This window comes from Microbacterium sp. bgisy189, from assembly GCF_965345345.1.
In the GTDB taxonomy this organism is placed as follows: Bacteria; Actinomycetota; Actinomycetes; order Actinomycetales; family Microbacteriaceae; genus Microbacterium.
Genome location: NZ_CBDRMZ010000004.1, coordinates 107,985 through 134,161, shown reverse-complemented (window position 1 = coordinate 134,161; position 26,177 = coordinate 107,985). Strand labels below are relative to the sequence as shown.

Here is a 26,177-nt window from a genome sequence, read left to right as displayed (position 1 = left end):
TCGACAAGCCCCCGAAAGCGCGTTTCGGGGCGCAGCGCGCAGAGTTCACCGGACCGTCGCCGACCGTTCGCTTCGCGGCTCGGACACGGAACGACCCCGCACGCTGACGCGATACGGGGTCGTTCCGGTGGAGCAGGTCGGTCAGGCTCCGATGCCGCGGATCGGCGGGTTGTGGAACGTGTCGCCGAACACGCGCTCGCTTGCGCCTTCACGGTCGAGGTAGGGGGTTGCCCCGCCGTCGATGAAGGGCCAGCCCGCGCCCAGGATGAGGCACAAGTCGATGTCCTCGACCTCGGGTACGACACCCTCGTCGAGCATGATCTTGATCTCCTGCGCGAGTCCGTCCTGCACGCGCTGCAGGATCGTCTCGGCAGATGCGGGCGTGGTGCCGATGGCATCCTTCGAGACCTTCTCCGCGGCTTTCGTGAAGCCGGTGACGCGACCGCCCTTGTCCTTCTCGACGACCTCGGGCAGCTCGGCGAGCTTGTGGAAGTTGTCGTTGGCGTAGAAGCGGTCGGGGAACGCGCGCACCATCGTGTCCTGCACGTGCGCGGCGACCTTCCAGCCGACGAGGTCGATGAGCTGGAACGGCCCCATCGGCAGACCCAGTGGGCCGAACGCCTTCTCGACGTCGGCCACCGGCGTGCCTTCGTAGACGGCACGGGCCGCCTCGCCCATGACCTTGGCGAGCAGCCGGTTGACGACGAAGCCCGGCGCGTCGGCGGTCAGCACCGCGTTCTTACCGAGGCCCTTCGCCACGACGAACGCAGTCGACAGCGCAGCCTCGGAGGTGTGCTCCGTCTTGACGATCTCGATGAGCGGCATGACGGCCACCGGGTTGAAGAAGTGGAAGCCGACGAGGCGCTCGGGGTGGGCGAGTTTCGCGCCGATCTCTTCGACCGACAGCGACGAGGTGTTCGTCGCAAGGATCGTGTCTTCGGCGATGATCCGCTCGATCTCACCGAACACGGCCTGCTTGACGCCGACCTCCTCGAAGACGGCCTCGATCACGAAGTCGCAGTCCGCGTAGAGCGACTTGTCGGTGGTGCCCGTCACGAGCCCGCGCAGCTTGTTCGCGCTGTCGGCATCCAAGCGACCCTTCGCCTCGAGCTTTCCGATCTCGTCGTGGATGTAGGCGACGCCCTTGTCGACGCGCGCCTGATCGAGGTCGGTGATGAGAACGGGCACCTGCAGTCTGCGCACGAACAGCAGCGCGAACTGGCTGGCCATGAGCCCGGCACCGATGATGCCGACCTTCGTGACCTTCTTCGCGAGCGCCTTGTCGGGCGCGCCGACAGGTCGCTTGGCGCGCTTCTGCACGAGGTCGAACGCGTACATGGATGCCGCAAACTGATCGCCGACGACGAGGTCGGCCAGGGCCTCGTCCTCGCGCGCGAACCCTTCGGCCTTCGTACCCGAGCGCGCCTTGTCGAGCAGATCGAGCGCGACGTATGGGCTCTTGGGCACGGTGCCGATCTTCGACTCGAGCATGCCGCGCGCCATCTTGATGGCGATGGGCCACTTGGTGAGGCGCTCGATCTTGCCGGGCTCGTTCTTGCGCTCCACCTTCGTCTTGCCCGACAGCACGCCGTCGGCCCAGCGCAGCGAGTTCTCGAGGTAGTTCGCCGCCGGGAAGATCGCGTCGACGATGCCGAGGTCGAACGCCTGCTGGGGCTTCAGCATCCGGTTCTGCTTGAGCGGGTTGCTGATGACGACCTCGAGGGCGTTCTCGATGCCGATGAGATTTGGCAGCAGGTACGCGCCGCCCCAGCCGGGGATGATGCCGAGGAAGACCTCGGGCAGCGCGATGGCCGCGGCCGACGCGTCGACGGTGCGGTACGTCGAGTTCAACGCGATCTCGAGCCCGCCACCGAGGGCGAGACCGTTCACGAACGCGAACGAAGGCACGCCGAGGTCGGAGAGCTTGCCGAGCACGTGGTGGCCGAGCTGCGCGACGAGCTTCGCGTTCTCACGCGAGCCGACCTTGGTGATGTCGGACAGGTCGGCGCCGGCGGCGAGGATGTACTGCTTGCCCGTTATGCCGACCGCCTGGATCTCGCCAGCCGCCGCGCGCGCCTTGACTGCGTCGAGCGTTTCGCCGAGCGCCGTCATCGTCGCGGGACCCAGCGTGTTCGGTCGGGTGTGGTCGCGTCCGTTGTCGAGCGTGATGAGTGCGAGGACCTTGCCGGACGGCAGCGTGATGTCGCGTGCGGTCGAGCGGGTGATCACCTCGTCACCCGTGAGCGCCTGAATGGGGGAGAAGTCGATGCTCTCGTAGTTCGTCATGTCGGCGTTCCTCAGCGCTTCTTACCGTTGTAGTGCGGGTTCTCCCAGATGACCGAGCCGCCCTGGCCGAGGCCCACGCACATCGCGGTGAGGCCGTAGCGGACGTCGGGGCGCTCGGCGAACTGTGCCGCGAGCTGGATCATCAGGCGCACGCCGGACGCGGCGAGCGGGTGACCGAGGGCGATCGCGCCGCCCCACTGGTTCACGCGCGGGTCGTCATCGGCGATGCCGAAGTGATCGAGCAGCGAGATCACCTGGATCGCGAAGGCTTCGTTGAGCTCGAACAGGCCGATATCGGTGATCGACAGGCCCGCCTTCTTCAGCGCCTTCTCTGTCGACGGGATCGGCCCGATGCCCATGATCTCCGGCTGCACGCCGGCGAAGGCGTACGACACGAGCTTCATCTTGGGCTTCAGGCCCAGTTCCTTCACGGCGCCGCCACCGGCCAGCAGCGACATGGTCGCGCCGTCGGTGAGTGGGGAGGAGGTCCCGGCCGTCACCCGACCGTGCGGACGGAAGGGCGTCTTGAGGGCAGCGAGATCCTCCATCGTCGTCTGCGGGCGACGTCCCTCGTCCTCCGTGGCGAGCCCCCATGCACCCTCGGCGTCCTTCACCGCGACCGACACCAGGTCGGACTGGAACTTGCCGGCGTCGTACGCGGCCTGCGCTTTGTGCTGGCTGAGCATGCCGAAGCGGTCGGAGCGCTCCTTGGTCAGGTGCGGGAAGCGATCGAAGATGCGCTCGGCGGTCACACCCATGTTGAGAGCTCCCGGGTCGACCATCTTCTCGGCGACGAATCGCGGGTTGGGGTCGGTGTTGCCGCCGATGGGGTGGTGGCCCATGTGCTCGACACCACCGGCGAGCGCGACGTCGTACATGCCCGCCGCGATGGAACCGGCCATCGTGGTGACACTCGTCATGGCACCGGCGCACATGCGGTCGATGGCGAAACCAGGCACGGTCTGCGGCAGGCCGGCCAGAATCGCGACCGAGCGGCCCAGCGTCAAGCCCTGGTCGCCGGTCTGGCTGGTCGCGGCGATGGCGACATCGTCGACGCGATCGGCGGGCACGCCCGCGTTGCGTTCCATGAGTCCGATCGTCGCCTTGACGGCGAGGTCATCAGCTCGTGTGTTCCAGTACATGCCCTTTTCGCCGGCACGCCCGAACGGGGTGCGCATTCCATCGACGAAGTAGACGTCCGAAAGCTCGGCCACACTGCCTCCAAAGGTAGGGATGATCCCAGCGTAGGGAGGCCGTCGGTCCGAAGAAATCGGTTGGGCCGAATCTACGAAGCGCGCTCCGAGCCGGGTGCGGGCTCGTGCACGGAACCGACAAAGGCATCGGCGATCACCTGTGCAGTTTGCCCAATCTGCCACGAGCGCGCGCCAAGCCCCGCGAGTGCCTCGCCGATGGTCCCGGCATCGATCTGGGTCGGCGGCGTCCACGCGACACGGCGCAGCAGATCCGGCGTCAGCAGGTTCTCTGTGGGCATCCCCAGGGCCGCTGCGACGGCCTCCACTTCGGGCCGCGCGGCCTTCAGCCGCGCATCGGCCTCGGGATTGCGGTCTGCCCATGCCCGCGGTGGCGGCATGCCGTCACCGCTGCCGCGCGCGGCAGGAAGCTCAGGGTCGACCCGGCCCGCCTCGATGGCAGCCCACCAGCGGTCGAGTTGACTGCGACTGGCGCGACCTGTGAACTCCTTCAGCCGTGCCAGATCGGCCTTCGTCGCGGGCTCGGCGCGTACCGCCGCTGCAAGGGCGCGATCGGGGACGAGTCGACCCGGTGCCGTGTCCTGCTCCCGCGCGTAGTCCTCTCGGGCCTGCCACAGGCTGCGCGCGACGGCCAGGGCACGCCGCCCCTTGACCGTGTGCAACCCACTCAAGCGGCGCCACGGCTCTTCGCGCGGAGGCTTTGCCGGGCGGGTGCGGACGGCCTCGAACTCCTCGGCCGCGAAGTCGGACTTGCCCTGCTCGGCCAGTTCCGCGACCAGGGCGTCATACACGTCGATCAGATGCAGCACATCGAGCGCCGCATACTCGAGCCACGATTGCGGCAGGGGCCTCGTCGACCAATCCGCCGCAGAATGCGCCTTGGCGAGTGTGATCCCGAGTGTGTCCTCGACGACGGCGCCGAGCCCGACACGCTCGTGGCCGAGAAGGCGCGCGGCCAACTCGGTGTCGAAGATGCGAGGCGGCACGAGTTCGACCTCGCGCAGCGACGGCAGATCTTGACTCGCCGCGTGCAGCACCCACTCCGCGTCGCCGATCACGGCCTGCAGCGGCGAGAGGTCACCGACGGCAGGCGGATCGATCAGGAACACTTCGGCCCCTCGTCGGTACACCTGGATCAGATAGGCACGCTGGGAGTATCGGAATCCCGAGGCCCGTTCCACGTCGACCGCGACCGGGCCGTTCCCCGCGGCGAGCGCCGCACACACCTTTTCCAGTCCCGCCTGATCGGCGATGACGTCGTACTCAGCCACGGATCGTCCTGTTCCCTCCGAAGACGGCGATCCCCTCCGAACCGGGCGGGAGCCCGGCCATCATGCACGTCACTTCGGCCCACGCATCCAGGTGCGCCCGCATGTCCCCGGCAGGGGACCATGATGCGCGCAGCTCGATCTGCGCTCCGTCGCCCTCCACCGCGAGCGAACCGAACCCCTTCGACAGGGTTTTCGTCGCTGTGGCGGACATCGAGTGGGCCGACGCGCTTCGAGTGCGCAACGCGTCCTCCAACCATGACCACGTGACGTCGGCGAGGAACGGATCCATGCCGATTTCGACTTCGAGCGGTGCTTGCGCGAAGCACACGACGCGCCACGCGCCGTTCCAGGCATCCGGTTCGTCGGGGTCATGGAGCAGGATGAATCGGCCAGTGCCGTACATCGAGTCCACGCCGTGCGCTTCCGGGCGCACGTCGCCCGCGAACGCGACCGCCTCGGGGGCCAGCGAACCGGGAGCGGGGATCTCGCGCACGACGAAATCGCTTCGGAACGTCATCGCACGCAAACCGTCGGCCACGGCGGAGAAGGCCGCGGAACCGGCCGGGGGACGGGGATCATCCACGCCGACAGACTAGAGTGAGCGCACGATGATGGCACCCAGGCGCGCCGTGCCCGGCGGCGCGGCACGGAACACCGCGTTGCGGGGGGCGTTGACGGTGACCGCTGCCGGGTTCGCCGCCGTCGCGGCAGTTTCAGCGGCGGTCTCGGTGCGCATGGCGCGCCGCATCGTGACCCCGGGCGGCCGGGTCGCCGACACCGATATCCTCGACGTCGACACATCGGCGCAGACCATCACCCTGCGACGCACCCCCGACACGGCGTTGCCCGGACGGTACGGGCTGTTCACGACCGGCACGTCGAGCTATGTGAAGCTGGGCACCGTCCTCTCCTCCGATACGACGCGGGTCACGCGGAAGCTGCTGACCGAGGTCGACGAGCATTCCCGCCTGTCGGCGAAGGCCGCGTTCAGCGGCTGGTACTTCGATCACCCCGACCAGCTCCACCTGCCGTACCGCGACGTACAGATCGACGCGCCGATCGGTCGCTGCCCGGCGTGGCTGTTCCCTGCTCCCGACGATTCGTCGCACACCTGGGTGATCCAGGTGCACGGCCGGGGTACGACGCGGGCGGAATGCCTGCGAGCGGTGCCGCTGTTCCACGCCGCCGGTGTGACGAGTCTGCTGGTCTCGTATCGCAACGACGGTGACGCACCCAGGAGCCGGGCCGGGACATACGCGCTCGGACTGACGGAGTGGCGAGACGTGGACGCGGCGATCACCTACGCGCTGCGCAACGGCGCGAGACGTGTGCTGCTGATGGGGTGGTCGATGGGTGGCGCGATCACGCTCCAGCTGTCGCTGAACTCGGCGCACCGCGAGCGGATCGCGGGCCTCGTGCTGGAGTCGCCGGTCGTTGACTGGCGCATCGTGCTCGGCTACCACGCTCGCCAACTGCGGGTACCGGCTGCGGTCGCGGGACTGGCGATGGGCACGCTCGAACGCGGATGGACCCGGGCGGTCACCGGCGCCGACACGCCCATACGATTCGACCGGCTCGATCTGGTGGCGCGGGCGGCGGAGCTTCGGCATCCCATGCTGATCCTGCACAGCGACGACGACGGGTTCGTGCCGTCGGATGCGTCGCACGGGCTGGCCGCAGCCAGGCCGGACCTCGTCGAGCTCGAGACGTTCTCGGTGGCGCGCCACACCAAGCTGTGGAACTACGATCCGCAGCGATGGGAGGCCGCGATCACGTCGTGGCTGGAGCGTCATATCGCTGCGGAGGACGACCGGGGCGGCGTCTAGGCTTTCGGTGTGAGCAGCACGTCGACCGCCATCGTCCATCTGAGCGACCGTCACCCGCAGGTGACCGGCGATGAGATGGTCGCGGCGCTCGTGCCACCGCCGCAGTTCGATGGTGCGACCTTCGACACCTACCGCGCCGATGCGGACTATCCCTCGCAGCAGGCGGCGAAGGATCAGCTGATCGCCTTCAGCAGCGGGGGAGCACCCGTGAAAGGCGGCGGCCTGTTCCGCCGGGCGAAGAAGGCTCCGGAGATGAAGCCGGGCGTCTACCTCGACGGCGGTTTCGGCGTGGGAAAGACGCACCTGCTCGCGTCGATCTACCACGCGATGCCCGCGCGCCGGAAGTACTTCGGCTCGTTCATCGAGTACACGGCGCTCGTGGGCGCACTCGGGTATCAGAAGACAGTCGAACTGTTCCGCGGTGCACAGTTGCTGTGCATCGATGAATTCGAACTCGACGACCCCGGGGACACGATGGTGATGACCCGATTGCTCGGGGAGTTGGTTCCCGGGGGGACGAAGCTCGCCGCGACCTCCAATACACCGCCGAACGCGCTCGGCGAAGGCCGATTCGCGGCGCAGGACTTCCTCCGCGAGATCCACGCCATGTCGGCGAGCTTCGAGACGATCCGCATCGACGGCACCGACTACCGCCAGCGCGCCGTCGACGGACACGCGCGGGTGCAGGACAGCGATGCGTACGAGGCGGCCCTGACCGAGGCGGCCGGCGGCGGGACGGCATCCGACGACGCCTTCGCCGACCTGGTCCGCCATCTCGCCTCCGTGCACCCCTCTCGCTACATCCGCCTCATCGCCGGTGTCGACGCGATCGGACTGCGCGAGATCACACAGCTCGACGACCAATCCGCCGCGCTGCGTTTCGTCGCGTTCGTCGACCGCGCGTACGACGCGCAGATACCGATCCGCGCGACGGGAACGCCGCTGGACGACGTCTTCAGCCAGGAGATGCTCGCCGGCGGGTACCGCAAGAAGTACCTCCGCGCCATCTCACGACTCGTCGCACTCACGCACAGCTGACCGCTGGATGCGGTGGCGGTTCCCGGCCCCGCGAAACGTGATGTTTACCTCACAGACACTTGTGTAACAGGCGCGAAACACGGCACGCACGACGCCGGTAACGGCACCTCGCGAAACTGGTCGCGCCCGAAAACGCCGCGTCCCGACGTCTGCAGCGGACCGGGACCGAGTTACACAACACATGAGTGAGGAACTTCATGGACAGCGGAAACCTCGCGTGGTCTGTCGCCGCGACAGCCCTCGTACTCTTCATGACGCCCGGCGTGGCGTTCTTCTACGGTGGCCTCGTCAAGGCCAAGAGCGTCGTCAGCATGATGATGATGAGCTTCGGTGCGATGGGCCTGGTCGGCGTGCTCTGGATCCTCTTCGGATTCAACATGAGCCTCGGCGGCGGCACGTTCGCCTTCTCCGGCAACCCGTTCGCCGACTTCGGCCTCGCGAGCGCTGACAGCGACACGCTCGTCGGCGCGACCTTCGGAGCCACCTTCGCCATCATCACCGTCGCGCTCATCTCCGGCGCCATCGCCGACCGCGCCAAGTTCGGCGCCTGGATGCTGTTCGCCGGACTGTTCGCGGTCGTCGTGTACTTCCCGGTCGCCGCATGGGTGTGGGGCGACGGCTGGATCTTCAACTGGGGTGACGAGACGGGCCTGCCCGCCGTCATCGACTACGCCGGTGGAACCGCTGTCCACATCAACGCCGGCGCAGCCGCACTCGCCCTCGCGCTCGTCCTCGGCAAGCGTGTCGGCTTCCAGAAGGGCATCAACAAGCCACACAACGTGCCGCTGGTCATGCTCGGTGCCGCGATCCTGTGGTTCGGCTGGTTCGGCTTCAACGCCGGCGCCGAGGGCACCTTCGGCCTGCTCGGCACCGAAGACCAGTCGGTCGGTCTCATCGTCGTCAACACGCTCGGCGCGACCGCAGCAGCCATCCTCGGCTGGGTCCTCGTCGAGAAGCTGAAGGACGGCAAGGCGACCTCCGTCGGTGCCGCCTCCGGTGCTGTCGCCGGTCTCGTCGCGATCACCCCGGCCTGTGCCGCCCTCGCCCCGGGTTGGGCGCTCCTGCTCGGCCTCATCGCCGGTGTCGTGTGCGCCTTCTCGATCGAGCTGAAGTGGAAGCTCGGCTTCGACGACGCGCTCGACGTGGTCGGCATCCACCTCGTCGGCGGCCTCATCGGAACCCTGTACCTGGGCTTCTTCGCAACGGGCACCGGACTGTTCGTCGGCGGCGACGCCGGCCAGCTCCTCTCGCAGACCGTCGCGGCCCTCGCGGTGCTGGTCTACTCCTTCGTCGTCGCCTACATCATCGGCTTCGCCATCGAGAAGACGATCGGCTTCCGCGTGAAGAACGAGGACGAGATCGCGGGCATCGACACCGTGGTCCACGGTGAAGAGGGCTACGCGCTCGTCGACTGATCCACATCTCGCACCCGAAGGGGCGCCGGGCTTCGGTCCGGTGCCCCTTCGGCGCGATACCGTGAAGCCATGACACCGAAGGACACCTCCCGCCGGGGGCTCTGGAAGGGGCTCGTCAACCTGTTCACCGGTGGTGCCGCGGTGCTCGACGAACAAGTGCAGCGACCACTCCCGGGCGAGACCGAGCGCGCGTCGAGGGGGTCCTCGGAGACGATCGAGATCGATCCGCCGACGGCGGACGGCCTGCGCATCACGTATGCGCCCGACCGGGATGGCGACCCCGACGCCGGCGAAGTGATCTGGACGTGGGTGCCGTACGCCGAGAACGACGGGCGCGGCAAGGACCGCCCGGTCGTCGTGATCGGTCGGATCAGTCCGGAGCGCGTGTACGCCGTACGAATGACCAGCAAGTCCCACGAGGGCGATCGCGACTTCCTCCCACTCGGGACGGGGGAGTGGGACGCGCAGGGGCGCGAGTCGTGGGTCGATATCGAACAGCTGTACAGCGTGCACCACGATGGCATGCGACGGGAAGCCGCGATCCTCGATCTCGAAAGATTCGCCATCATCGCGCAGGCCCTCACCCGACGTTACGGCTGGAAGGTCGGTGCATGAGGCCTTCACCGTGGTGACCCTGGCCGCAGCGAATCCCGGGATCGGGTGAGCTCAGTCGATGATCTGGACTCCGGGCGCGAACGCGACGTAGCCGGCGAAATCGCGACCGACGCGCTCGACCGCCCCCGGGAGCAGATCGGGGTATGCCCACGCACCGTCGGGAACACGCTGCTCGCCGGCCGTGATGTCGTAGTACTGGCACGCACCTTTCCAGGGGCAGGTGTACGGCGTGGGGCTCTCCGCAAGGGCGCCGTCGACGATGCTCGACGGCGGGAAGTACCAATTGCCTTCGATGCGGACGAGATCCTCCTGGGGCGCCTCGGCGACCACGGCACCGTCGATGACAGCCTTCATGGCTCCTCCTCTCCGTCGGTGTGCCGGCCAGTCTACGTTCACCCGAACGGACGAGGCCCGCTCGATCAGAAGATCGGCGGGCCTTCGGCGGTGGGCGATACCAGACTCGAACTGATGACCTCTTCCGTGTGAAAGAGCGAAGGGCCATCCCTTCGAGTCCCCGGGAGTCCCCTTCCGGCCCGGAATATCAAGGGTCGGGAGGGGACTCCTCCCGTTTGGTGACGACCGTTCACGTCGGCTCCCAGTGAGTCTGTCCACACCGTGTCCACACGCCCGATAGCCTTCGACAGTGACGAACCCTGCCCGCCACCTTCATTCGCAACTGGTCACCTGGTACGCAAACCCGAAAGGCGCGGCGGCCCATGCCCGCGGCCTGGGAGGGGACCAGAGCGCCGACGACACACACGGGATGCTTCGCGCAATGGGAGCCCTGATCGCGATTGACCGTGAGTTGACGGCGCTGGAGACTCGCGGCCGAAACATGGCTTCCTATCGGCGCATCTACCCCCAGTGGATGCACGGCGTGCTCGCCTACCCGCATGGTTGGACGACCACGCAGGGGGACTTTTCGATTCACGCGCTGGACTCGCTTGACCACCTTGCAGAACTTCTCGACCTGACCACGGCGGCACACGTTGCCCCCGAAGTCGTCGCGACGATACCCGCGATGCTCGACAACATCAGCGCACTCCTCGCGGAAGACGATTCGATCACTCCTCAACTTCGCGCCTATCTCCTCCGGCTAGTCCAGGAGACGAGAACCGCTGTCGAAGAGCACGACGTGCTGAACACCTTCGATCTGGACGTAGCGATGGAACGACTCTGGGTCGCGCTCCAGGCCGCGGCGGATCAGTCCGAGAAGAAGTCTGACAAATGGCGTTCGTTCTTCTCGCAGGTCGCAGTGTCAGCGTTCGGCGGCGCAATCGCATCCGCACCGACCGTCATTCAGGCCGCGCTGACCGCGGGCGGCGCAGGCTAGCGCGGCCCGCGACCAACGTGATCAGGCGCTAAGCGCGATCTTCTGAATCGCCGCCGCGTGCGGGAACGCGAACGACACGCGCATGGTCGCGCGGATCGCCGTGCGGTCACTGGTGAAGTACGCGGAACGGTCCACGGCCAGGTCCACGTCGTTCCGGCGCACCAGGATCGCCCGTACCTTCGGGATGCCCCACACGGTGCCCGCCGTCACGGCCGAGGAGACGAACAGCGGCACACCCTGAAGAAGCCGCTTCGACGGCTGAGTGGGGTCCGGGGTGAGAAGCGGGCGCTGGCTGGTCGTGGATTCCTTCAGGGTCGCGAGGATCAGCGCGTCCGCAGGGTTCGCCACGAACGAATCGACCATGAGCCCCAGGCCCTCCGCGTTCGACAGGGCCTCCGCGAACGGGTCGAGGTTCGCCCACGCCGAACCGGCGTCCACGTCCGCGACACCGGCCACGTCCTCCAGGCCCTCCGGCTGGACGGCACCGCCGCCGTTCGTGCCGAAGAATGCGGCGTCGATCTTGCGGGCGATATCCCGCGAGAGGCCGTCCCCGACGATGCCAGCGGCGGCGGGGCTGGTGTCGGCGGCAAGTTCGTTCGTGATGATCGTCAGGCCCGCGATCTTCGCCGGGGTCACGATCACGTCGTCCAGCGTCGGGTCCGACGCGGTGATTTCCGCGCCCTCCGCGACCCACGCGGCCGAGGGGTCCGCGGTGACCAGCGGAATGTGCGTGCGGGTCGCGTTCGTCGGGATGACGGTGGCGACCTGAGCGGCGACCGACTGACGCTCCACCGGGAGCGTGATGAGAGTCGAGATTGCGTCCGGGCTGATGCCCTTGACGTCGTTGGTAGTCGTGAAGAGAGTCACGAGAAAGCCCCTTCCAGAGCAGAGAGAAACGATGAGTTCTCGTCTGCCCGCAAGGGGCGTCAGAACGTGCCGCAAGGGCACGCCCTCAGTATACGACCGATCAGACACATGTGCGAGATTGACGGCCGCACCGGCGCGCCAGAATCGAATCTAAGCGCGTGGCTTGGCAGGACGACCAATCACCCCGCCAGGCCACGAAAGCCGCTCAGAACGGCGCACAACGCCGCCCAGCCCTACCGGAGCACGTCCGACCAGGACACAGGCGAGCGGAAGCCCTCAGCGCCCCCGAACGACTCCGCGCCAGACGGCCCGCCCCGGAACAGGTGGGGACGTTCCTGCCGCAGGCCGATCAGCGCCTCCGACACCTTCTCCGCGTCCACCAGGCCCGCCTCATCCAGCACCGACTCCAACGGCACCAGAGCCTGAACGTCCTTCACAGCGGACTCCACCACGCGGCCGTCCTTCGCCAGCGCCGCGAACCGGTCACCCTGCCACGCCGTCACCCGCTCCGACAGCGCATCCCGCTCCGTCTCGACCTCGCGGAGCCGGGAGCGCACAGCCGCCTCCGCGCGCCGCTTCTCTCGGAGCATCTCCGCCAGCCGCTCCGAGGGGAGCGCCGCCAGGTCGTCGTCCTTCACATCGTCAGTCATTGCTTGCTCCCTTCAGAGCATCGGTGTTCTCGACCACTTCCGGCCGAGAAATTGTGTTGTCCTGGAACAGCGCCAGAGACAGCGCCGTCACCAGGTCGCCGTGCCCCTCACCGGCACGCCGCTGTAGATCGAACGTGTCCCGCCCGGAGTCGCTGATCTTCTGCCGGAACGACACCAGTTCGCGCTCCAGCACCGGCCCCAACGCCAGCCCGTCCGCGACCCGCAGAGTGCCCTGCTGAAGGGGAACCTGAATCGCCGCGAGAAGGTCAGACTTCGGGACGTGCATGCCGTTCCGCTTCGCCCCCGCCGTGATCGTCACGCCCAGCGGATACGACGCGCCGAACTCCTCCGCCTGCCACGCCTCCACGAACATGTCGAACACCGCGCGGCCCACGCCCGTCCGGTCGATGAACAGGAGGCCGTCCCGCATGGCGTCCGCGCGCATCATCGTCGCCACGTCGTCCACGATCGCCGGATACGGCGTCCCCAGTTCCCAGCGCCGCAGGTGCCGCACATGCCGCTCCTCCCGGATCGACGGGCCGATCAGTTGCGGTGCCCGCCAGAACGCGCCCACGCTCACCAGCGGCGGCAACACCAGCACCCGCTCCACCACCACCAGGGCAGAGAAGTCCTGCCCTTGCCCGAGGTCCAGGCCCACCGTGTACGAACTCATGGCAACTCCAATCCCTTGACCAGCGGCGAGAACGCCGCGCGCACCAGTTCGGTGCCGAACAGTTGCGAATCCGTGTCCCCGAACTCGCATTCGTAATCCGACGCGAACGTGAACGACCCCAGAGCCGCCCGAACCTCCGCGATCCTCGCGGGCGTGTACTGGGCCGACTCGTACACCGTCACCTTGTGCCGCTCCCAGCCGTTCACCGGGTCCTCATGCAGAGCGTGGAACCAGCCCCGACGACCCCACGGCGTAGACAGAGCCCAGATCGCCCCATCACTCGCCACCATCGGAAGCACCGACGCGAAAATGTCATCCTCCACACGGGACGCCTCATCCAGCACGATCAGTCGCGCCCCACTGAAGCCGCGCGAAGTGCCCTCCGTGCCCGGCAGACTCACGATCCGCGACCCGTTCTCCAGGACCAACTCCGACCCCGAATCCCGCGACGGCTTCGCCCGCCCCAACCCCCGATAGAGGGCCTTCACCCGCAACAGCATCTCGTCCGACTGACGCTGAGACGGCGAGATAATCAGCACCAGCGACCCCGGCTCAAACACCGCCACATGCAGAGCCTTCATGCTCGTCGTCTGCGTCTTCCCCACCTGCCGGGCACACAGCACCAGCGTCCGCGCCGACGACGACCGCAACAGCCGCTCCTGCCACGGCTCAGCATCGAACCCCAGCCGCCGCCCGAACACCACCGGGTCCAGCGCCGCCGCGAGGTCCTGCCCCAGTTCACTCACGACCCCGCCTCCAACGCCAGCGCCACAGCCCGCCCCGCCTCCGGGAACGGCCGAAGCGCGGTCAGCACCACACCGCGGAGCGCATCCCACTCAGGGGACGCCGTGACATTCAGCACCTGCACCTGGGGCCGGTCGTCCAGTTCACCCGTCAACTTCGCGATCAGTTCAACCGTGGACCGGAGTTCCCGGATCGCCTGAAGCGACAGCGCCGCCTTCCCCTCAGCCTCAGCCGCCGCCAGCACCCGCTCCGCCCGATCATGCAGAGCCTCCAGCCGGTCCAGTGCCGTCCGTGCCCCCGCCGTCTCCCGCTCCGCCGCCACCGCTTTCAGCGCAGGGGACAGGTGCCCGCGACGATGCCGCCCCACCGCGTCACGAGTCAGCCCGAATCGCTCAGCCACCGCTGTGTCCGTCTGCCCCGACACCAGCGCCGCGTCCAGGGCCTCACGCTCAGGGTGCGCACACCCGCCGCACCGGCTCACTGGTCGCCCTCCAGCGCCGCGAGGTCAGCCGCGAGGGCGCGGGCGTACTGACGATAGGCGCGTGCCTCATCGTTCGCGGCCCGTGTGTAGTCCCGGACAGCCGCGCCGACGACCGGCAGATGGCGCTCCAGGATGCGGATGACAGGCCACGCATGCTTGCCAACGTTCTGCCGTGCCCGGTCAGCCCGCATAGCCTCTCGACGCGCCTCCAGCACAGCCGCCGAGGGGCGGATGCCGTGCGGTCGCGTGCGATCCTCTCGCACCGTGCCCTCTTCCTCCGTGGGGAAATCCTGGACCTCAGAGCCGCGAGATTCCGCGGCGTGTGGACGACGTGTGGACAGGCCCTCAGCGCCATCACCGGCCGACTGTGTGGACTCCTGGGACCGCGTGCGGAAGGAAGAGGACGAAGCGATGGCTTCGATCTGTGCGGCATTGTCCTGAATCTCGCGGCGGAGGTCGTTGCGGGTGCCGTAGTGGGTGGGGAGTTGGCCGGTGTTGATGATGTTGTCGAGCCATGCGTGATCGCTCACGGTGCTCTCCTTCCTGTTGGCTTCGGACGGTGTTTCGGACAGTCGCACGGTGCGTCCTATCTGTCCGGTGTGTCCGGTTGGTCCTGTGAAGCGGAGAGAGAGGACACATTTTGCTCTCGCGCGAGGGTGTGGAATCCGGACAGTTCGGACACTTCGGACGCCGTGTGTGTGGTGTCCGTTTCGGTGTCCGGTTGCCAGCCGAGGGGTGCGAATCGGCCGCGTTCGGCGCGTTGGATGCGGCCGGATTCGGTGAGGCGGCGGAGGTAGCGGGACACCTTGTCTTCAGGTTCTCCGACTTCGGCGGCGACTTCGCGGGCGCTGACAGGTTCGGCGGCGTGGCTGACGGCGGCGACGATCTGGGTGGACACGTCTCCGAGGGTGCTCGTGTCGCGGTTGAGGAGGTCCTGGACGGTGAGGGACGTTTCTCCGAGGAGTCGGGCGCGGCCGACTGTGGCTGTGGAGCCGTCTGGGAGCGGCACGGCGGCGGATTCGACGCTGAACGCGAGGGAGGGTTTCCGGGCGCTGTAGTTGCTCTTCTCGACGCTCAGGATGCGGTCGTCTGTCTCTTCATCGACGGCGAGGACCAGGAGGGAGCGGGCGATGTCGCGGAATGCGTGGGACCCGGACACCTTCTCTCCGGCGCGGCCCCCGCCCTTGTTGAAGTGGGCGACGCAGACGATGGCGATGCCGAGGTCAGCGGCCATTGATGCGAGGGGGTCGAGGTTGCGGCGCACGTCCTCCAGCCGGTGGGAGTCGCCGGACATGAGGCTGATGATGGGGTCCACGATGAGGACGCGCACGCCGAGTTCCTGGATGGTGTGGCGGATGCGGGGGAGGTCGTCCGCGAGGGTCGCGCCGGACACCCACGTTTCGCCGTTCTCGTCGGTGACGCGCACGCCGTCGATGGCGTGGACGTGGCGGAGGTCGGCCCCGGCCGCGATGAGGCGCGGCACCAGCACGCGGGCCAGGTCGTCCTCTCCGTTGATGATCGCGACGGGCGACGGGCCGGTGAAGTCACCGACCGACCCGCCGAGCGTCCATCGGGCGATGTAGTGCGCGAGGATGGTGGACTTCGCGATGCCGGCCGCTCCGGCGAGGATCGTGATCGTGTGCGTAGGAATCTGGTCCCGCACAGCCCAGGTGACGGGTTCGGGCTGGATCATCGCGAGGGGCGTGACCAGCAGTTCGCGGCTCACCGGTCGCCTCCGAGTGCGGCGCGCCAGGCGCGGACGGTGTAGGCGTCAGGGCCGGTGACCTGGACGGTTGCGGTGTCGGGGATGAGGTCGGCTACGTCTGCGGGGACGCTGTTGCGGCCGACGTTGATGCGCACGGTGTCGCCGGGCTGGAGGCCGTCGAGCGCGTGCCGGATGGCGCGGCGGGTGTCGTAAGCGGTGCGGGACCGTGCGAGGTCGAGGGAGACGCACCCGAGGACCCTCATTCGGTGACCTCCACTCCGAAGAGCGCGAGGAGACGCGCCGATGGGATGAGGACGCGCCCGCCGATGCGCACGGACGGGATGTCGCCGCGGGCGATGGCCTCATAGGCGCTGTTGCGCCCGATGCGGAGGACTCGCGCGGCCTCTTCGACGGTGAGTGTCACCGGGAGAGGGTCGGGGAGGTCGAGACGGACAGATGACGTCGAAAGCATGGAGGGCTCCAGGCGGCTCGCAGATGAGTGATTGCGGCCCGCGCCTGGCTCTACCTGGTCACGGTGCTAGCGACTCCGACTCCTGGTCGGGGTGTCGCCCCGTTCAGCGCCCATACCCTCCAGGCGGATGCGCTGTCGGAACAGTTGTACCACACAAATGGCGGCATTTCCGGTAGTCTGGGTTTCGAGAGTTCTCGAATACCGATTGAAGGGTTACAGGGTGGAACCGGAGATTCCGAGCACGATGACGATGCGAGAGATCATCGCGCACAACATCAAAACCCTCCGCAAGAGCGGCGTTCAGGAAGGTCAAGCCGCGTTCGCTGAGCGGCTGAAGACCCTGGACCCAAGCAAGCGTGCGTGGTCCGTGAACCGCGTCAGCGAAGCGGAGCGCGGCGAACGCAACTTCACAATGGACGACTTGGTGCTGTTCGCGCGCGCGCTCGGTAAGCCCGTCTCACGCCTAATGCTGATCCCCGTCGGTGTCGAGAGCATCCGCATGGACAACGGCGAGAACGTGCCGCGAAGCGCACTCCAGGACTCAGGTACGCACCCCGACGCACCGGAGGAGTATCTGCTTGAGGTCGGCCGTGCGGTACTCGACCACATAGAGAAGGCCGAGGAACTGGCGAAGAGTCTGGGCGTGATCGGCGGGATGATTCGCGGCGCTCAGATCGCCGCCGAAACTCTCGCGGGCGACTCCGCCAGCATCCACAGTTTGACGGCGACCGCGCGCCGCGACATTCTCCGCCACAAGCGCGGCAACGCTCCCGAGGTCGGCACGATCTGACCGGGAGCCCATCGACCACCCGGCCAGTTGCCGGGGGAGAAGGGAAGAACCCCATGAAAGGAACGACGGCGCACTATCAGCGCCGCTGTGGATGCCGCGAGGACGGCAAGCAACTGGGCGCGAAGTGCCCGAAGTTGAGCAACCCGAGACACGGCACCTGGGCGGTGTTCGTGAACCAGCCCGCCACACACAACCAGGAGCGCCAGCGCATCCGCAAAGGTGGGTTCGCGTCGAAGGGTGCCGCCGAGGAGTGGGCCAAGCCCTACCTGCGCGCGTCACTCGACGGCCAGCGACTCACCCCCACGCGGGAGACGCTGACGACGTACCTGCCGACGTGGCTGAAGCGGCGCGAGACGATGGGCCGGACACTGAAGCCCAGCACCCTCGCGGTCTACGAGTTGTATGTGGGTGTGATCCTGGGCCACCGGGTCGCATCCATCCCGCTCACCGAACTCCGCCGCGCGGACGTTCAGGCGTTCGTAGACGACATGGCGAAGTCTCGCGGGGCTCAGTCGGTCGCCAAGATCATCACCGTTCTGAAGTCGGCCCTGTCGGCCGCCGAGCGCGCGGAAACGATCATCGCGAACCCTGCCCGGCTGGTGGAGTTGCCGACCGTCCAGGCGAAGGACAAGACGCTGTGGACCCCAGACCAGGCGTCCGCGTTCCTCACCGCGGCGAAGGAGTCGAGCATGCTCCACTTCTACGAACTCGCCCTGTACACCGGCCTCCGTCGCGGCGAACTCGCCGGGCTCCGCTGGTCGGACGTGGACATGGGCGGGAAGGTGCTCCGCGTGAACACCAACCGCGTCCAGGTCGCGCGCCGCGGCGGAGAGTACGGCGCGAACGTCTCCGAGGGCACGGCGAAGAGCCGCGCCGGGCAGGGGCGAGAGGTCGGGCTGGGACCGCGTGCACTCCGCGCGCTCAGGGCCCAGCGGCTCACACAGAACGCCGCACGAGTCGCGGCGGGTGAAGCATGGGAGGAGTCCGGCCGAGTGTTCACCACCGCGGACGGTCACCCGATCATGCCCGAGTACCCGTCAAAGCAACTCGCGGTGATTGCGAAGCGCGCAGGGCTCACCCCGATGCGCCTCCACGGGTTCCGTCACCTGCACGCGACCCACCTGCGCGAGACGGGGGCTGACGGCTTCCTAATCGCAACCCGACTGGGCCACGCACAGGCCCACGTCACCGCCATCTACGCGCACGTATCGCTGGGCGCGCAGACGGAGGCGGCGGACCGTGCCGAGCGCATCGTGCCCGACACGCTGTCCACACAACCGGCGATTCTGTCCACACAGCCCGCTTCTGAGGGCACGAAAAAGCCCCGGTCGTTCGCGGCTTCCGCGTGATTCCGGGGCTAAATCCTGTGGGCGATACCAGACTCGAACTGATGACCTCTTCCGTGTGAAGGAAGCGCGCTACCAACTGCGCCAATCGCCCGTGGCCCCTGCGGGCCGAGCACCAAGCTTATAGGATGCCAGCGCGGTGACGTAATCGGGTCGAGGAGCGACCGGTCAGTCGTACCTGGGGGAGTCATGGGCAGCTTGTTCCGTCGTGCAGCGGGTGTGATCGCCGCCGTCGCCGTTGTGACCGCCTTGCTGGTCGTCGTACCGGGTTCGGCCGCCGATGCCGCAACGCGGGCTACAGGCCGCATTGTCGGCGACGCCGAAACGACCACGAGCGTAGCGGCATCGCAGCGAGCCCGTCCCGAAGGCCAGACGGCCCCCGTCGTCCTCCTGGTGAGCCAAGACTCCTCGACCGAGGCACTGAGCGCGGCGCCGGTGGCGGCCGCGCTCGGCGGCCCGATGCTTCTCGTCGGGCGCGACGGCATTCCGGTTTCGGTCGTCGAAGAGATCAGGCGCCTGCGCCCGGATCGCCTCATCATCGTCGGTGGCACCGGCACGATCTCCGCGCGCACAGAAGAACGAGTGCAGAAGCTCGCTCCCTCCGTCGAACGGATCGCCGGCTCGAATCGATATGGCACTTCGCGAGCGCTCGTACGGTCAGCGTTCACGAACGAGAGCGAAGTGTTCATCGCTACAGGCCGGAGCTTCGCGAATGCGCTCGTCGGTGGTGCGCTCGCTGCGGCGCGTGGTGAGCCGCTGATCGCCGTCGACGGGCTCGCCGACCGTGTGCCCGAGCGCACGCTCGACCTCGTGAGCGATCTTGGGGCGAAGCGCGTCGTGCTGGTCGGCAACCCGGACTCGGTGAGCAGCGGCATCTATCGGCAGTTCGCACGGTCCGGTCTGGAAGTCGTCCGGTTGAAGGCCGACAGCGCGTCGGAGATGTCCGCCGTCATGGCTCGACGCTTCCCCGAGTCGGCCGATCGCGTCATCGTCGCGAACACCACCGACTACCGCGGCGCGATGGCGGGGTTGACATACGCCATCGTCCGCCGATCGCCGCTCGTGCTCAGCGGGCGGATCTGCGCCGACCGGCACCTGCAATCGGCCGTGCGCGCGGTCGATGCGCATGGCGTCGCCGTCGTCGGGTCTCCTCGGATGCTCCGTGGCCTCGTCGCGCGAGTGACACCGTGCCGCAGTACCACTGACCCGTCGAGCACGTGGGTTGTCGCGAACAAGAAGAACGCGCTGCGTCCGACGTCGTACCGTCCCTCCGACCTGCAGTACGTGTCGGGCACGGGGTACCTGCTGCGAAAGGAAGCCGCGACCGCGTTCCAGAAGCTGCGCTCGGGCGCGTCGACTGCCGGCGCAGGGCGCCTCGGCCTCACCAGCGCCTACCGCAGCTATGCGACGCAGAAGTCCCTTTACGCAGGCTACGTGGCATCCAACGGTCGCACCTGGGCAGATCTGCACTCAGCGAGGGCCGGACACTCCGAGCACCAGACGGGATTCACCGTCGACGTCGTCGCATGCGGCAGCGGTTGCGGATCGATCTATTCCTTCGCGGGAACGCGACAGCAGAAGTGGGTCGCCGCCAATGCGTGGAGGTACGGATTCGTTGTTCGGTACGAGAAGGGCTACACCGACATCACCGGCTACACCTCTGAGCCCTGGCATCTCCGGTATGTCGGGAGAGAGGTCGCGGCCGACTATCACCGCGGGGGTTTCCACACGCTGGAGCAGTACTTCGGGTAACCGGCGGCGCCCCGATACTGAGCCAGACACGCGCGGGACGCTCCCGGTTTTGCAGAGCGCCGATCGTCGGCTAAAGTCATTCAAGCGCCCGGAGAGATCCGGGAGCACGCGGATGTAGCGCAGTTGGTAGCGCATCACCTTGCCAAGGTGAGGGTCGCGAGTTCGAGTCTCGTCATCCGCTCGAGTGCGGGGATTCCTCCTCGGAGGAACCACGTCACGTGGGTCCGAACCACACGCGGTGGCGTGGCCGAGAGGCTAGGCACCGGCCTGCAAAGCCGTTTACACGGGTTCGAATCCCGTCGCCACCTCCACTCTTGCAACTGAAGAGCCTGTATAGGCGCGATTGGCGCAGCGGTAGCGCGCTTCCCTGACACGGAAGAGGTCACTGGTTCGATCCCAGTATCGCGCACCACCGAAACCCCCGGCCACGGCCGGGGGTTTTCTTATTCACCCGCGGGTGGCCGCTCCGGCGTCCTCGTAGCGGTCGGGCACGTACCCGCCGCGCGGCTGCTCGCCATGCACGATCTCACCGGTTCCGGCCTCAGCAGACCCCAGCACGCGATCGGGGTCGACCAGTCGCACGGGATGACCGTCGGCATTGAGCCGGCGGATGCCTTCCAGCAGCAACCGGCGGGCGACGTCGTTGACGTGGTGCACATGGGTGAGATCCACCACGACGACATCCTCGCCCTCGCGCTCCTCGGCGAACGTGCGCAGCACGCGCTCAGCCTCGACGAACCGCAGATCGCCCGTCACCTCGAGCACCGGAATACCGTCGTGCAGCCGCCGGCGCACGACCGCCGGCGCGACCTCGGCGGCATCCATCAGATGCAGCCCCATGTCGCGGTTGAGTCGTTCGAAGATCCGCACCCCGCGCACGCTGTTGCCGTGCTCGTCCAGCCGCGGCGAGAACGCGGCGATGCCGACCTGCCCGGGCAGCACGCCGACGAGACCGCCGGCGACCCCGCTCTTTGCAGGGATGCCGATATGGGTCAGCCAGTCGCCGGCCGCGTCGTACATCCCGCACGTGGCCATCACGCTCAGCACCTGACGATTGACCTCGGGGGAGAGCACGCGCGAACCGGAGGGTGTGCGACCGCCGGCGGCCAGCACCGCGGCCATCCGGGCGAGGTCGCGCACGGTGACGGCGACCGAGCATTGACGGGTGTATCCGCGGACGACCTCCAGCGGCGGCTGTTCGAGCGTGCCGACGGTGCGCAGCATGTACGCGATCGCGGTGTTGCGGTCTGCAGTGGACAGTTCCGATTCGAACACGGCCTCGTCGATGCGCAGTCGCCGGCCCGCGATCTCGGAGTAGAAGTCGAGGATGCGGCGGTCGCGCTCGTCCTGGTCGGCGCCTTCGACGAGCCCGTGCGCGGCGATCGCCCCGGCATTGATCATCGGGTTGCGCGGCCTGCCGGTCGCCTCGTCGAGGGAGATCTCATTGAAGGCGTCACCGGACGGTTCCACGTCGATCGATTCGAGCACCTCGTCGAGGCCGCGGTCGGCGATCGCCAGCGCGTAGGTGAACGGCTTCGAGATCGATTGGATCGTGAACTCGAGGTCCGCATCGCCCGCGGCGTACACCTCGCCGTCCGGGGTCGCCAGCGCGACAGCGACCCGATCCGGATCGGCCGCCGCCAGCTCGGGGATGTAGTCCGCGACACCACCGCCATCGTCGGCACACGCGTCGAGCAGCAATTCCAGATAGCGACCGATCGGCATCCTCATGGCCACCGATCGTGCCAGAGCCCGCCGGTCGGCGCACCCCGGGCGGTGGCCTGACCCCGTAGGCTCGGCACATGGCACAGCTCGTACTGACCGTCGTGGGAGATGACCGGGTGGGCCTGGTCGGCGCCCTGGCCGAACGCATCGCCGCGCACGGCGGCAACTGGGAGCGTAGCGAGCTCGCCGAGCTCGCCGGCGCGTTCGCCGGCATCGTGCTGGTCTCCGTGCCCGACGCGAACGTCGACGCGTTGACGGCTGCCGTGCAGGAACTCGACGGGATGCTGCGGGTCACGGCGCACAGCGGCACCGGCACACCTGTGGCAGGGGATGTGCGCGAGCTGCAGTTCACGGTGCTCGGCAATGATCGTCCCGGCATCGTGCGCGACGTGACCGCCGCCATCACCGCGCACGCCCTCTCGATCGACGGCTTCCGCAGCCGCACGCTCGAGGCGCCCATGGCGGGCGGGACCCTGTTCGAAGCCGTCGTCGATGTGCGCATCCCCGACAGCGACGCCGCCGGCCGGCTCACCGAGGCGCTCGAGCGGCTCGCCGGGGAGATCCAGGTCGACGTCACCGTCGCGCAATGACGGCGACCGTCGCGCAGCTCCGCGCCGAGTTGCGCGCCGCCGCCGACCCCGCCCGCGCACCGGGCCAGCAGGCCTACATGAAGTCGGTGATGCCGTTCCTCGGTGTCACAGTGCCGCAAGTGCGCCGGCTCGCGCGCGCCGCCGCCAAGACGCTGCCGGACGCCGCTGCCGTCCTCGTTGTCGCCCGGGAGCTGTGGGATGCCGCGACCCATCGCGAGGAGCGCTATGCGGCGATGATGATGCTGGGCGCGCCGAAGGCCCGCGCCGACCTGGCATCGGTTCCGCTCATCGAACACATGGCCACGACCGGCCGGTGGTGGGATTTCAGCGACGACCTGGCCTCCCGTATGCAGGAACTGCACGATCGACATCCCGCGGAGACGGCTGAGATCGCGCGCCGGTGGAGCATCGGCGAGGACATGTGGCTGCGGCGCATCGCGATCATCTCGCAACTCGGACGCAAGGAGCGGGTCGACCTCGAGCTCCTCGACGCCGTCATCACCCCGAACATCGATGACCCGGAGTTCTTCATCCGCAAGGCGGTCGGGTGGGCGCTGCGCGACGCGGCGCGCGCGCACCCGGATTGGGTCCGCGACTTCGCAGCCACCCATCCGCTCAGCCCGCTGAGCCGCCGCGAAGCGCTCAAGCACGTCGGCGCGCGAGCGGTAGACTGACGCCATGGAACGTCGCCCGATGCGCAAGGCCGTCTGGTCGTGCGTCGGCACGCGAACGCGTCAGGCCTGAGCGGGCAGAGCGCGGCGTGCGCTCGAAGCTGAGTAGCCTTGACCGAGCCACCCACCTGGAGACACTCCCTTGACTGACGTCATCATCCCGTCGGACGTCACCTACCCGGCCGACGGATTCACCCTCTTTCCCGATCGCTCCGTCGTCGCGTTGCGCGTGAACGGCGAGTTGAAGGACCTCGCCACCGTCGTGACCGCGGATGACGCGGTCGAGCCGGTCACCGTCGACAGCCCAGACGGACTGTCGATCCTGCGCCATTCGACCGCGCACGTCCTCGCGCAGGCGGTGCAGCGCATCCGCCCGCAGGCGAACCTCGGCATCGGCCCGCCCGTTGTCGACGGCTTCTACTACGACTTCGGTGTCGACGAGCCGTTCACTCCCGAAGACCTCAAGGCCATCAAGAAGGAGATGGAGCGCATCGTTCGCGAGAACCAGCGCTTCGTCCGCCGCGTGGTCACCGACGACGAGGCCCGCGCCGAGCTCGCAGACGAGCCGTTCAAGCTCGAGCTGATCGGCCTCAAAGGCGGCGGCGCAGAGAAGACCGAGGGCGCCTCGGTCGAGGTGGGCGCAGGCGAGCTCACCATCTATGACAACGTGACCCGCGACGGCGAGACCGCGTGGAAGGACCTGTGCCGCGGTCCGCACGTGCCCGGAACCCGCATGATCGGCAACGGCTGGGACCTCACCCGCATCGCCGGCGCCTACTGGCGCGGCAGCGAGAAGAACCCGCAGCTGCAGCGCATCTACGGCACCGCGTGGCCGACCAAGGACGAGCTGCGCGCCTACCAGACCCGGCTCGAAGAGGCCGCCAAGCGCGACCACCGCAAGCTCGGCAAGGAGCTCGACCTGTTCTCGTTCCCCGACGAGATCGGGTCGGGCCTGAGCGTCTGGCATCCCAAGGGCGGCATCGTCCGCGGCGAGATGGAGCAGCACGCGCGCAAGCGTCATGTCGAGGGCGGCTACACCTACGTGTACACCCCACATATCTCGAAGGAGGACCTGTTCCTCACCTCGAATCACCTCGTCACCTACAAGGACGGCATGTTCCCGCCGATCGTCATGGACGAAGAGGTGGATGAGGACGGCACCGTCGTCAAGAAGGGCCAGGACTATTACCTGAAGCCCATGAACTGCCCGATGCACATCCTCATCTACAAGGAGCGCGCACGCAGCTACCGCGACCTGCCGATGCGTCTGGCCGAGAACGGCACCGTGTACCGCAACGAGCTCTCCGGCGCCCTTCACGGGCTCACCCGGGTGCGCGGATTCACCCAGGACGACTCGCACTTGTTCGTCACCCCCGACCAGCTCGAGGCCGAGACCACTCGGGTGCTGGCGTTCGTGATCTCGATGCTGCGCGACTTCGGTCTCGACGACTTCGAGCTCGAACTGTCGATGCGCGACGATGAGAAGGCCAAGTGGATCGGCACCGACGAGTTCTGGGAGTACTCGACCCAGGCCCTGCGAAACGTCGCGGTCGCAAGCGGGCTCAAGCTCACCGAGGTGCCCGGCGAGGCGGCGTTCTACGGTCCGAAGATCGACCTGAAGACCCGCGACGCCATCGGACGCACTTGGCAGCTGTCGACCGTGCAGGTCGACCCGAACCTTCCTGAGCGGTTCGGGCTGGAGTACACCGGCCCCGACGGTGAGAAGCACCGTCCGATCATGATCCACCGGGCACTGTTCGGGTCGATCGAGCGGTTCTTCGCGATCCTGCTCGAGCACTATGCGGGCGCGTTCCCGGTGTGGCTCGCGCCGCTGCAGGTCGTCGGCATCCCGGTGGCCGAGGCCTTCGGGCCGTACCTCGACGACGTCGTGCAGCGGCTGAAGGTCGCGGGCGTGCGCGCCGAGGTCGACCACTCCGACGACCGGATGCAGAAGAAGATCCGCACCCACACCACCGGGAAGGTGCCGATCCAGTTGATCGCGGGGGAGCAGGACCGCTCCGCCGGCACCGTGTCGTTCCGCTTCCGCGACGGCTCGCAGACCAACGGCATCCCGATCGACGAGGCGATCGCCAAGATCACCGCCGCGATCGCAAACCACACCCTCGTCGACACCGCCGAGGACCTGCCGTGACCGTCGGGGACGCCGGAGACGTGCGCAGCGAACCCGCAGACCACCTCGCCGGCGTCCCCGACGAGTTCCAGCGGCTGTGGACGCCGCACCGGATGGCATACATCCAGGCGGGCCCCGAGCCGCTGCGCGAGGAGTGCCCGTTCTGCGCCGCCCCGCAGCGCTCCGACGAGGACGGTCTGATCGTCGCGCGCGGTGAGACCGCCTACGTCATCCTCAACCTGTACCCGTACAACTCGGGCCACCTGATGGTGTGTCCGTACCGTCACATCGCCACGTACGACCAGGCGACGGTGGAGGAAGTCGCTGAGATCGGCGCCCTCACGCAGACCGCCATGCGGGTGCTGCGTGAGGTCTCGCGGTGCGACGGGTTCAACCTCGGCATGAACCAGGGTCGGGTCGCCGGCGCAGGCGTCGACGCGCACCTGCACCAGCACGTCGTCCCGCGATGGGCCACGGACGCGAACTTCTTCCCCATCATCGCGAAGACGAAGGCGTTGCCGCAGCTGCTCGGCGAAGTGCGCGAGGCCGTCACCGCCGCCTGGCCCGCCTGACGAGGACGCGCAC

The 26,177-nt window shown here is 67.9% G+C and carries 28 protein-coding genes and 4 tRNA genes; 15 read left to right on the top strand and 17 right to left on the bottom strand.

The features are described 5' to 3' along the window. Positions 1–141 precede the first annotated feature (141 nt). The 5 genes from ACSF8R_RS07675 to ACSF8R_RS07655 all read right to left on the bottom strand — a co-directional run bounded on the left by ACSF8R_RS07675 (position 142) and on the right by ACSF8R_RS07655 (position 5,504). The gene (locus ACSF8R_RS07675) at positions 142–2,286 is read right to left on the bottom strand and encodes a 3-hydroxyacyl-CoA dehydrogenase NAD-binding domain-containing protein (RefSeq protein ID WP_434811273.1); all 2,145 of its coding nucleotides are present in this window, start codon (positions 2,284–2,286) and stop codon (positions 142–144) included. An 11-nt stretch (positions 2,287–2,297) separates the two neighbouring features. Then, positions 2,298–3,500 carry a thiolase family protein gene (locus ACSF8R_RS07670; protein WP_434811272.1) on the bottom strand — a complete coding sequence of 401 codons (1,203 nt, stop codon included), beginning with the start codon at positions 3,498–3,500 and terminating at the stop codon, positions 2,298–2,300. A 71-nt stretch (positions 3,501–3,571) separates the two neighbouring features. Then, on the bottom strand, positions 3,572–4,768 hold the full coding sequence (locus ACSF8R_RS07665) for a ribonuclease D (RefSeq protein ID WP_434811271.1): 1,197 nt from the start codon (positions 4,766–4,768) through the stop codon (positions 3,572–3,574). Further along, positions 4,761–5,351 (bottom strand): DUF3000 domain-containing protein, encoded by a 591-nt coding sequence (locus ACSF8R_RS07660; protein ID WP_434811270.1) that lies wholly within the window; start codon positions 5,349–5,351, stop codon positions 4,761–4,763. The genes ACSF8R_RS07665 and ACSF8R_RS07660 overlap by 8 nt, the downstream gene beginning before the upstream one ends. A 9-nt stretch (positions 5,352–5,360) precedes the next feature. After that, positions 5,361–5,504, bottom strand: a complete 144-nt coding sequence (locus tag ACSF8R_RS07655) for a hypothetical protein (RefSeq protein ID WP_434811269.1) — start codon at positions 5,502–5,504, stop codon at positions 5,361–5,363. Between ACSF8R_RS07655 and ACSF8R_RS07650 the strand changes: the two genes are divergently transcribed. From ACSF8R_RS07650 to ACSF8R_RS07635, 4 genes are all read left to right on the top strand, one after another. Further along, positions 5,503–6,594 carry an alpha/beta hydrolase family protein gene (locus tag ACSF8R_RS07650; protein WP_434811268.1) on the top strand — a complete coding sequence of 364 codons (1,092 nt, stop codon included), beginning with the start codon at positions 5,503–5,505 and terminating at the stop codon, positions 6,592–6,594. The two genes, ACSF8R_RS07655 and ACSF8R_RS07650, sit on opposite strands and share 2 nt — an antisense overlap. Positions 6,595–6,603: 9 nt before the next feature. Further along, positions 6,604–7,632: a cell division protein ZapE gene (gene zapE, locus ACSF8R_RS07645; RefSeq protein WP_434811267.1), complete on the top strand. Its 1,029-nt coding sequence runs from the start codon at positions 6,604–6,606 to the stop codon at positions 7,630–7,632. A gap of 197 nt (positions 7,633–7,829) precedes the next feature. After that, on the top strand, positions 7,830–9,047 hold the full coding sequence (locus ACSF8R_RS07640; RefSeq protein WP_434811266.1) for an ammonium transporter: 1,218 nt from the start codon (positions 7,830–7,832) through the stop codon (positions 9,045–9,047). 69 nt (positions 9,048–9,116) lie between these two features. Beyond that, the gene (locus tag ACSF8R_RS07635) at positions 9,117–9,662 is read left to right on the top strand and encodes a type II toxin-antitoxin system PemK/MazF family toxin (protein ID WP_434811265.1); all 546 of its coding nucleotides are present in this window, start codon (positions 9,117–9,119) and stop codon (positions 9,660–9,662) included. 51 nt (positions 9,663–9,713) lie between these two features. Here ACSF8R_RS07635 and ACSF8R_RS07630 read toward each other — a convergent pair whose 3' ends face one another. Next, positions 9,714–10,016 (bottom strand): DUF427 domain-containing protein, encoded by a 303-nt coding sequence (locus ACSF8R_RS07630; RefSeq protein WP_434811264.1) that lies wholly within the window; start codon positions 10,014–10,016, stop codon positions 9,714–9,716. 289 nt (positions 10,017–10,305) lie between these two features. On the opposite strand from ACSF8R_RS07630, the gene ACSF8R_RS07625 reads away from it, so the two are divergent. After that, entirely contained in the window at positions 10,306–10,995 is a 690-nt protein-coding gene (locus ACSF8R_RS07625) for a hypothetical protein (protein WP_434811263.1), read from the top strand. A gap of 21 nt (positions 10,996–11,016) precedes the next feature. Here ACSF8R_RS07625 and ACSF8R_RS07620 read toward each other — a convergent pair whose 3' ends face one another. From ACSF8R_RS07620 to ACSF8R_RS07580, 9 genes are all read right to left on the bottom strand, one after another. Further along, positions 11,017–11,862 (bottom strand): phage major capsid protein, encoded by an 846-nt coding sequence (locus ACSF8R_RS07620; protein ID WP_434811262.1) that lies wholly within the window; start codon positions 11,860–11,862, stop codon positions 11,017–11,019. A gap of 233 nt (positions 11,863–12,095) precedes the next feature. Continuing rightward, positions 12,096–12,512 (bottom strand): hypothetical protein, encoded by a 417-nt coding sequence (locus ACSF8R_RS07615; RefSeq protein ID WP_434811261.1) that lies wholly within the window; start codon positions 12,510–12,512, stop codon positions 12,096–12,098. Continuing rightward, positions 12,505–13,185 (bottom strand): hypothetical protein, encoded by a 681-nt coding sequence (locus tag ACSF8R_RS07610; RefSeq protein WP_434811260.1) that lies wholly within the window; start codon positions 13,183–13,185, stop codon positions 12,505–12,507. The genes ACSF8R_RS07615 and ACSF8R_RS07610 overlap by 8 nt, the downstream gene beginning before the upstream one ends. Next, the gene (locus ACSF8R_RS07605) at positions 13,182–13,931 is read right to left on the bottom strand and encodes a terminase large subunit domain-containing protein (protein WP_434811259.1); all 750 of its coding nucleotides are present in this window, start codon (positions 13,929–13,931) and stop codon (positions 13,182–13,184) included. The genes ACSF8R_RS07610 and ACSF8R_RS07605 overlap by 4 nt, the downstream gene beginning before the upstream one ends. Beyond that, on the bottom strand, positions 13,928–14,329 hold the full coding sequence (locus ACSF8R_RS07600; protein ID WP_434811258.1) for a hypothetical protein: 402 nt from the start codon (positions 14,327–14,329) through the stop codon (positions 13,928–13,930). Before ACSF8R_RS07600 ends, ACSF8R_RS07605 begins: the two co-directional genes overlap by 4 nt. A gap of 77 nt (positions 14,330–14,406) precedes the next feature. After that, the gene (locus tag ACSF8R_RS07595) at positions 14,407–14,988 is read right to left on the bottom strand and encodes a hypothetical protein (RefSeq protein ID WP_434811257.1); all 582 of its coding nucleotides are present in this window, start codon (positions 14,986–14,988) and stop codon (positions 14,407–14,409) included. An 8-nt stretch (positions 14,989–14,996) separates the two neighbouring features. Further along, positions 14,997–16,136: an AAA family ATPase gene (locus tag ACSF8R_RS07590; RefSeq protein WP_434811256.1), complete on the bottom strand. Its 1,140-nt coding sequence runs from the start codon at positions 16,134–16,136 to the stop codon at positions 14,997–14,999. Continuing rightward, a complete protein-coding gene (locus ACSF8R_RS07585) occupies positions 16,133–16,378 on the bottom strand; it encodes a hypothetical protein (protein ID WP_434811254.1) in 246 nt (81 codons plus the stop codon). Before ACSF8R_RS07585 ends, ACSF8R_RS07590 begins: the two co-directional genes overlap by 4 nt. Then, positions 16,375–16,539: a helix-turn-helix domain-containing protein gene (locus ACSF8R_RS07580; protein WP_434811253.1), complete on the bottom strand. Its 165-nt coding sequence runs from the start codon at positions 16,537–16,539 to the stop codon at positions 16,375–16,377. Before ACSF8R_RS07580 ends, ACSF8R_RS07585 begins: the two co-directional genes overlap by 4 nt. A gap of 268 nt (positions 16,540–16,807) precedes the next feature. Between ACSF8R_RS07580 and ACSF8R_RS07575 the strand changes: the two genes are divergently transcribed. Further along, entirely contained in the window at positions 16,808–17,377 is a 570-nt protein-coding gene (locus ACSF8R_RS07575) for a helix-turn-helix domain-containing protein (protein ID WP_434811252.1), read from the top strand. Positions 17,378–17,430: 53 nt separating this feature from the next. Further along, a complete protein-coding gene (locus tag ACSF8R_RS07570) occupies positions 17,431–18,726 on the top strand; it encodes a tyrosine-type recombinase/integrase (protein WP_434811251.1) in 1,296 nt (431 codons plus the stop codon). A gap of 18 nt (positions 18,727–18,744) precedes the next feature. On the opposite strand, the gene ACSF8R_RS07565 is transcribed toward ACSF8R_RS07570, so the two are convergent. Then, positions 18,745–18,817, bottom strand: a tRNA-Val gene (locus tag ACSF8R_RS07565). A gap of 95 nt (positions 18,818–18,912) precedes the next feature. Here ACSF8R_RS07565 and ACSF8R_RS07560 point away from each other — a divergent pair. The 4 genes from ACSF8R_RS07560 to ACSF8R_RS07545 all read left to right on the top strand — a co-directional run bounded on the left by ACSF8R_RS07560 (position 18,913) and on the right by ACSF8R_RS07545 (position 20,887). Beyond that, positions 18,913–20,475: a D-alanyl-D-alanine carboxypeptidase family protein gene (locus ACSF8R_RS07560; RefSeq protein ID WP_434811250.1), complete on the top strand. Its 1,563-nt coding sequence runs from the start codon at positions 18,913–18,915 to the stop codon at positions 20,473–20,475. A gap of 108 nt (positions 20,476–20,583) precedes the next feature. After that, positions 20,584–20,656: transfer RNA gene (locus ACSF8R_RS07555), tRNA-Gly, on the top strand. A gap of 56 nt (positions 20,657–20,712) precedes the next feature. Further along, positions 20,713–20,786 (top strand) — tRNA-Cys (locus ACSF8R_RS07550). A 26-nt stretch (positions 20,787–20,812) separates the two neighbouring features. Beyond that, positions 20,813–20,887: transfer RNA gene (locus ACSF8R_RS07545), tRNA-Val, on the top strand. 35 nt (positions 20,888–20,922) lie between these two features. On the opposite strand, the gene ACSF8R_RS07540 is transcribed toward ACSF8R_RS07545, so the two are convergent. After that, positions 20,923–22,206 (bottom strand): glutaminase, encoded by a 1,284-nt coding sequence (locus ACSF8R_RS07540; RefSeq protein WP_434811249.1) that lies wholly within the window; start codon positions 22,204–22,206, stop codon positions 20,923–20,925. Positions 22,207–22,277: 71 nt separating this feature from the next. Between ACSF8R_RS07540 and ACSF8R_RS07535 the strand changes: the two genes are divergently transcribed. The 4 genes from ACSF8R_RS07535 to ACSF8R_RS07520 all read left to right on the top strand — a co-directional run bounded on the left by ACSF8R_RS07535 (position 22,278) and on the right by ACSF8R_RS07520 (position 26,164). Continuing rightward, positions 22,278–22,790, top strand: a complete 513-nt coding sequence (locus ACSF8R_RS07535) for a glycine cleavage system protein R (RefSeq protein ID WP_434811248.1) — start codon at positions 22,278–22,280, stop codon at positions 22,788–22,790. Further along, a complete protein-coding gene (locus tag ACSF8R_RS07530) occupies positions 22,787–23,464 on the top strand; it encodes a DNA alkylation repair protein (RefSeq protein WP_434811247.1) in 678 nt (225 codons plus the stop codon). Before ACSF8R_RS07535 ends, ACSF8R_RS07530 begins: the two co-directional genes overlap by 4 nt. Before the next feature lie 139 nt (positions 23,465–23,603). Then, positions 23,604–25,613, top strand: coding sequence for a threonine--tRNA ligase (gene thrS / locus ACSF8R_RS07525; protein ID WP_434811246.1), 2,010 nt, complete (start codon positions 23,604–23,606; stop codon positions 25,611–25,613). Continuing rightward, positions 25,610–26,164, top strand: coding sequence for an HIT family protein (locus ACSF8R_RS07520; protein WP_434811245.1), 555 nt, complete (start codon positions 25,610–25,612; stop codon positions 26,162–26,164). Before thrS ends, ACSF8R_RS07520 begins: the two co-directional genes overlap by 4 nt. Positions 26,165–26,177 lie beyond the last annotated feature (13 nt).

Coding starts and splice junctions, on each gene's coding strand:
- ACSF8R_RS07675 (WP_434811273.1), bottom strand. CDS start 2,286: ATGACGAACTACGAGAGCATCGACTTCTCCCCCATTCAGGCGCTCACG.
- ACSF8R_RS07650 (WP_434811268.1), top strand. CDS start 5,503: ATGGCGCGCCGCATCGTGACCCCGGGCGGCCGGGTCGCCGACACCGAT.
- ACSF8R_RS07655 (WP_434811269.1), bottom strand. CDS start 5,504: ATGCGCACCGAGACCGCCGCTGAAACTGCCGCGACGGCGGCGAACCCG.
- ACSF8R_RS07640 (WP_434811266.1), top strand. CDS start 7,830: ATGGACAGCGGAAACCTCGCGTGGTCTGTCGCCGCGACAGCCCTCGTA.
- ACSF8R_RS07635 (WP_434811265.1), top strand. CDS start 9,117: ATGACACCGAAGGACACCTCCCGCCGGGGGCTCTGGAAGGGGCTCGTC.
- ACSF8R_RS07630 (WP_434811264.1), bottom strand. CDS start 10,016: ATGAAGGCTGTCATCGACGGTGCCGTGGTCGCCGAGGCGCCCCAGGAG.
- ACSF8R_RS07615 (WP_434811261.1), bottom strand. CDS start 12,512: ATGACTGACGATGTGAAGGACGACGACCTGGCGGCGCTCCCCTCGGAG.
- ACSF8R_RS07610 (WP_434811260.1), bottom strand. CDS start 13,185: ATGAGTTCGTACACGGTGGGCCTGGACCTCGGGCAAGGGCAGGACTTC.
- ACSF8R_RS07585 (WP_434811254.1), bottom strand. CDS start 16,378: ATGAGGGTCCTCGGGTGCGTCTCCCTCGACCTCGCACGGTCCCGCACC.
- ACSF8R_RS07570 (WP_434811251.1), top strand. CDS start 17,431: ATGAAAGGAACGACGGCGCACTATCAGCGCCGCTGTGGATGCCGCGAG.
- ACSF8R_RS07560 (WP_434811250.1), top strand. CDS start 18,913: ATGGGCAGCTTGTTCCGTCGTGCAGCGGGTGTGATCGCCGCCGTCGCC.
- ACSF8R_RS07540 (WP_434811249.1), bottom strand. CDS start 22,206: ATGAGGATGCCGATCGGTCGCTATCTGGAATTGCTGCTCGACGCGTGT.
- ACSF8R_RS07535 (WP_434811248.1), top strand. CDS start 22,278: ATGGCACAGCTCGTACTGACCGTCGTGGGAGATGACCGGGTGGGCCTG.
- ACSF8R_RS07530 (WP_434811247.1), top strand. CDS start 22,787: ATGACGGCGACCGTCGCGCAGCTCCGCGCCGAGTTGCGCGCCGCCGCC.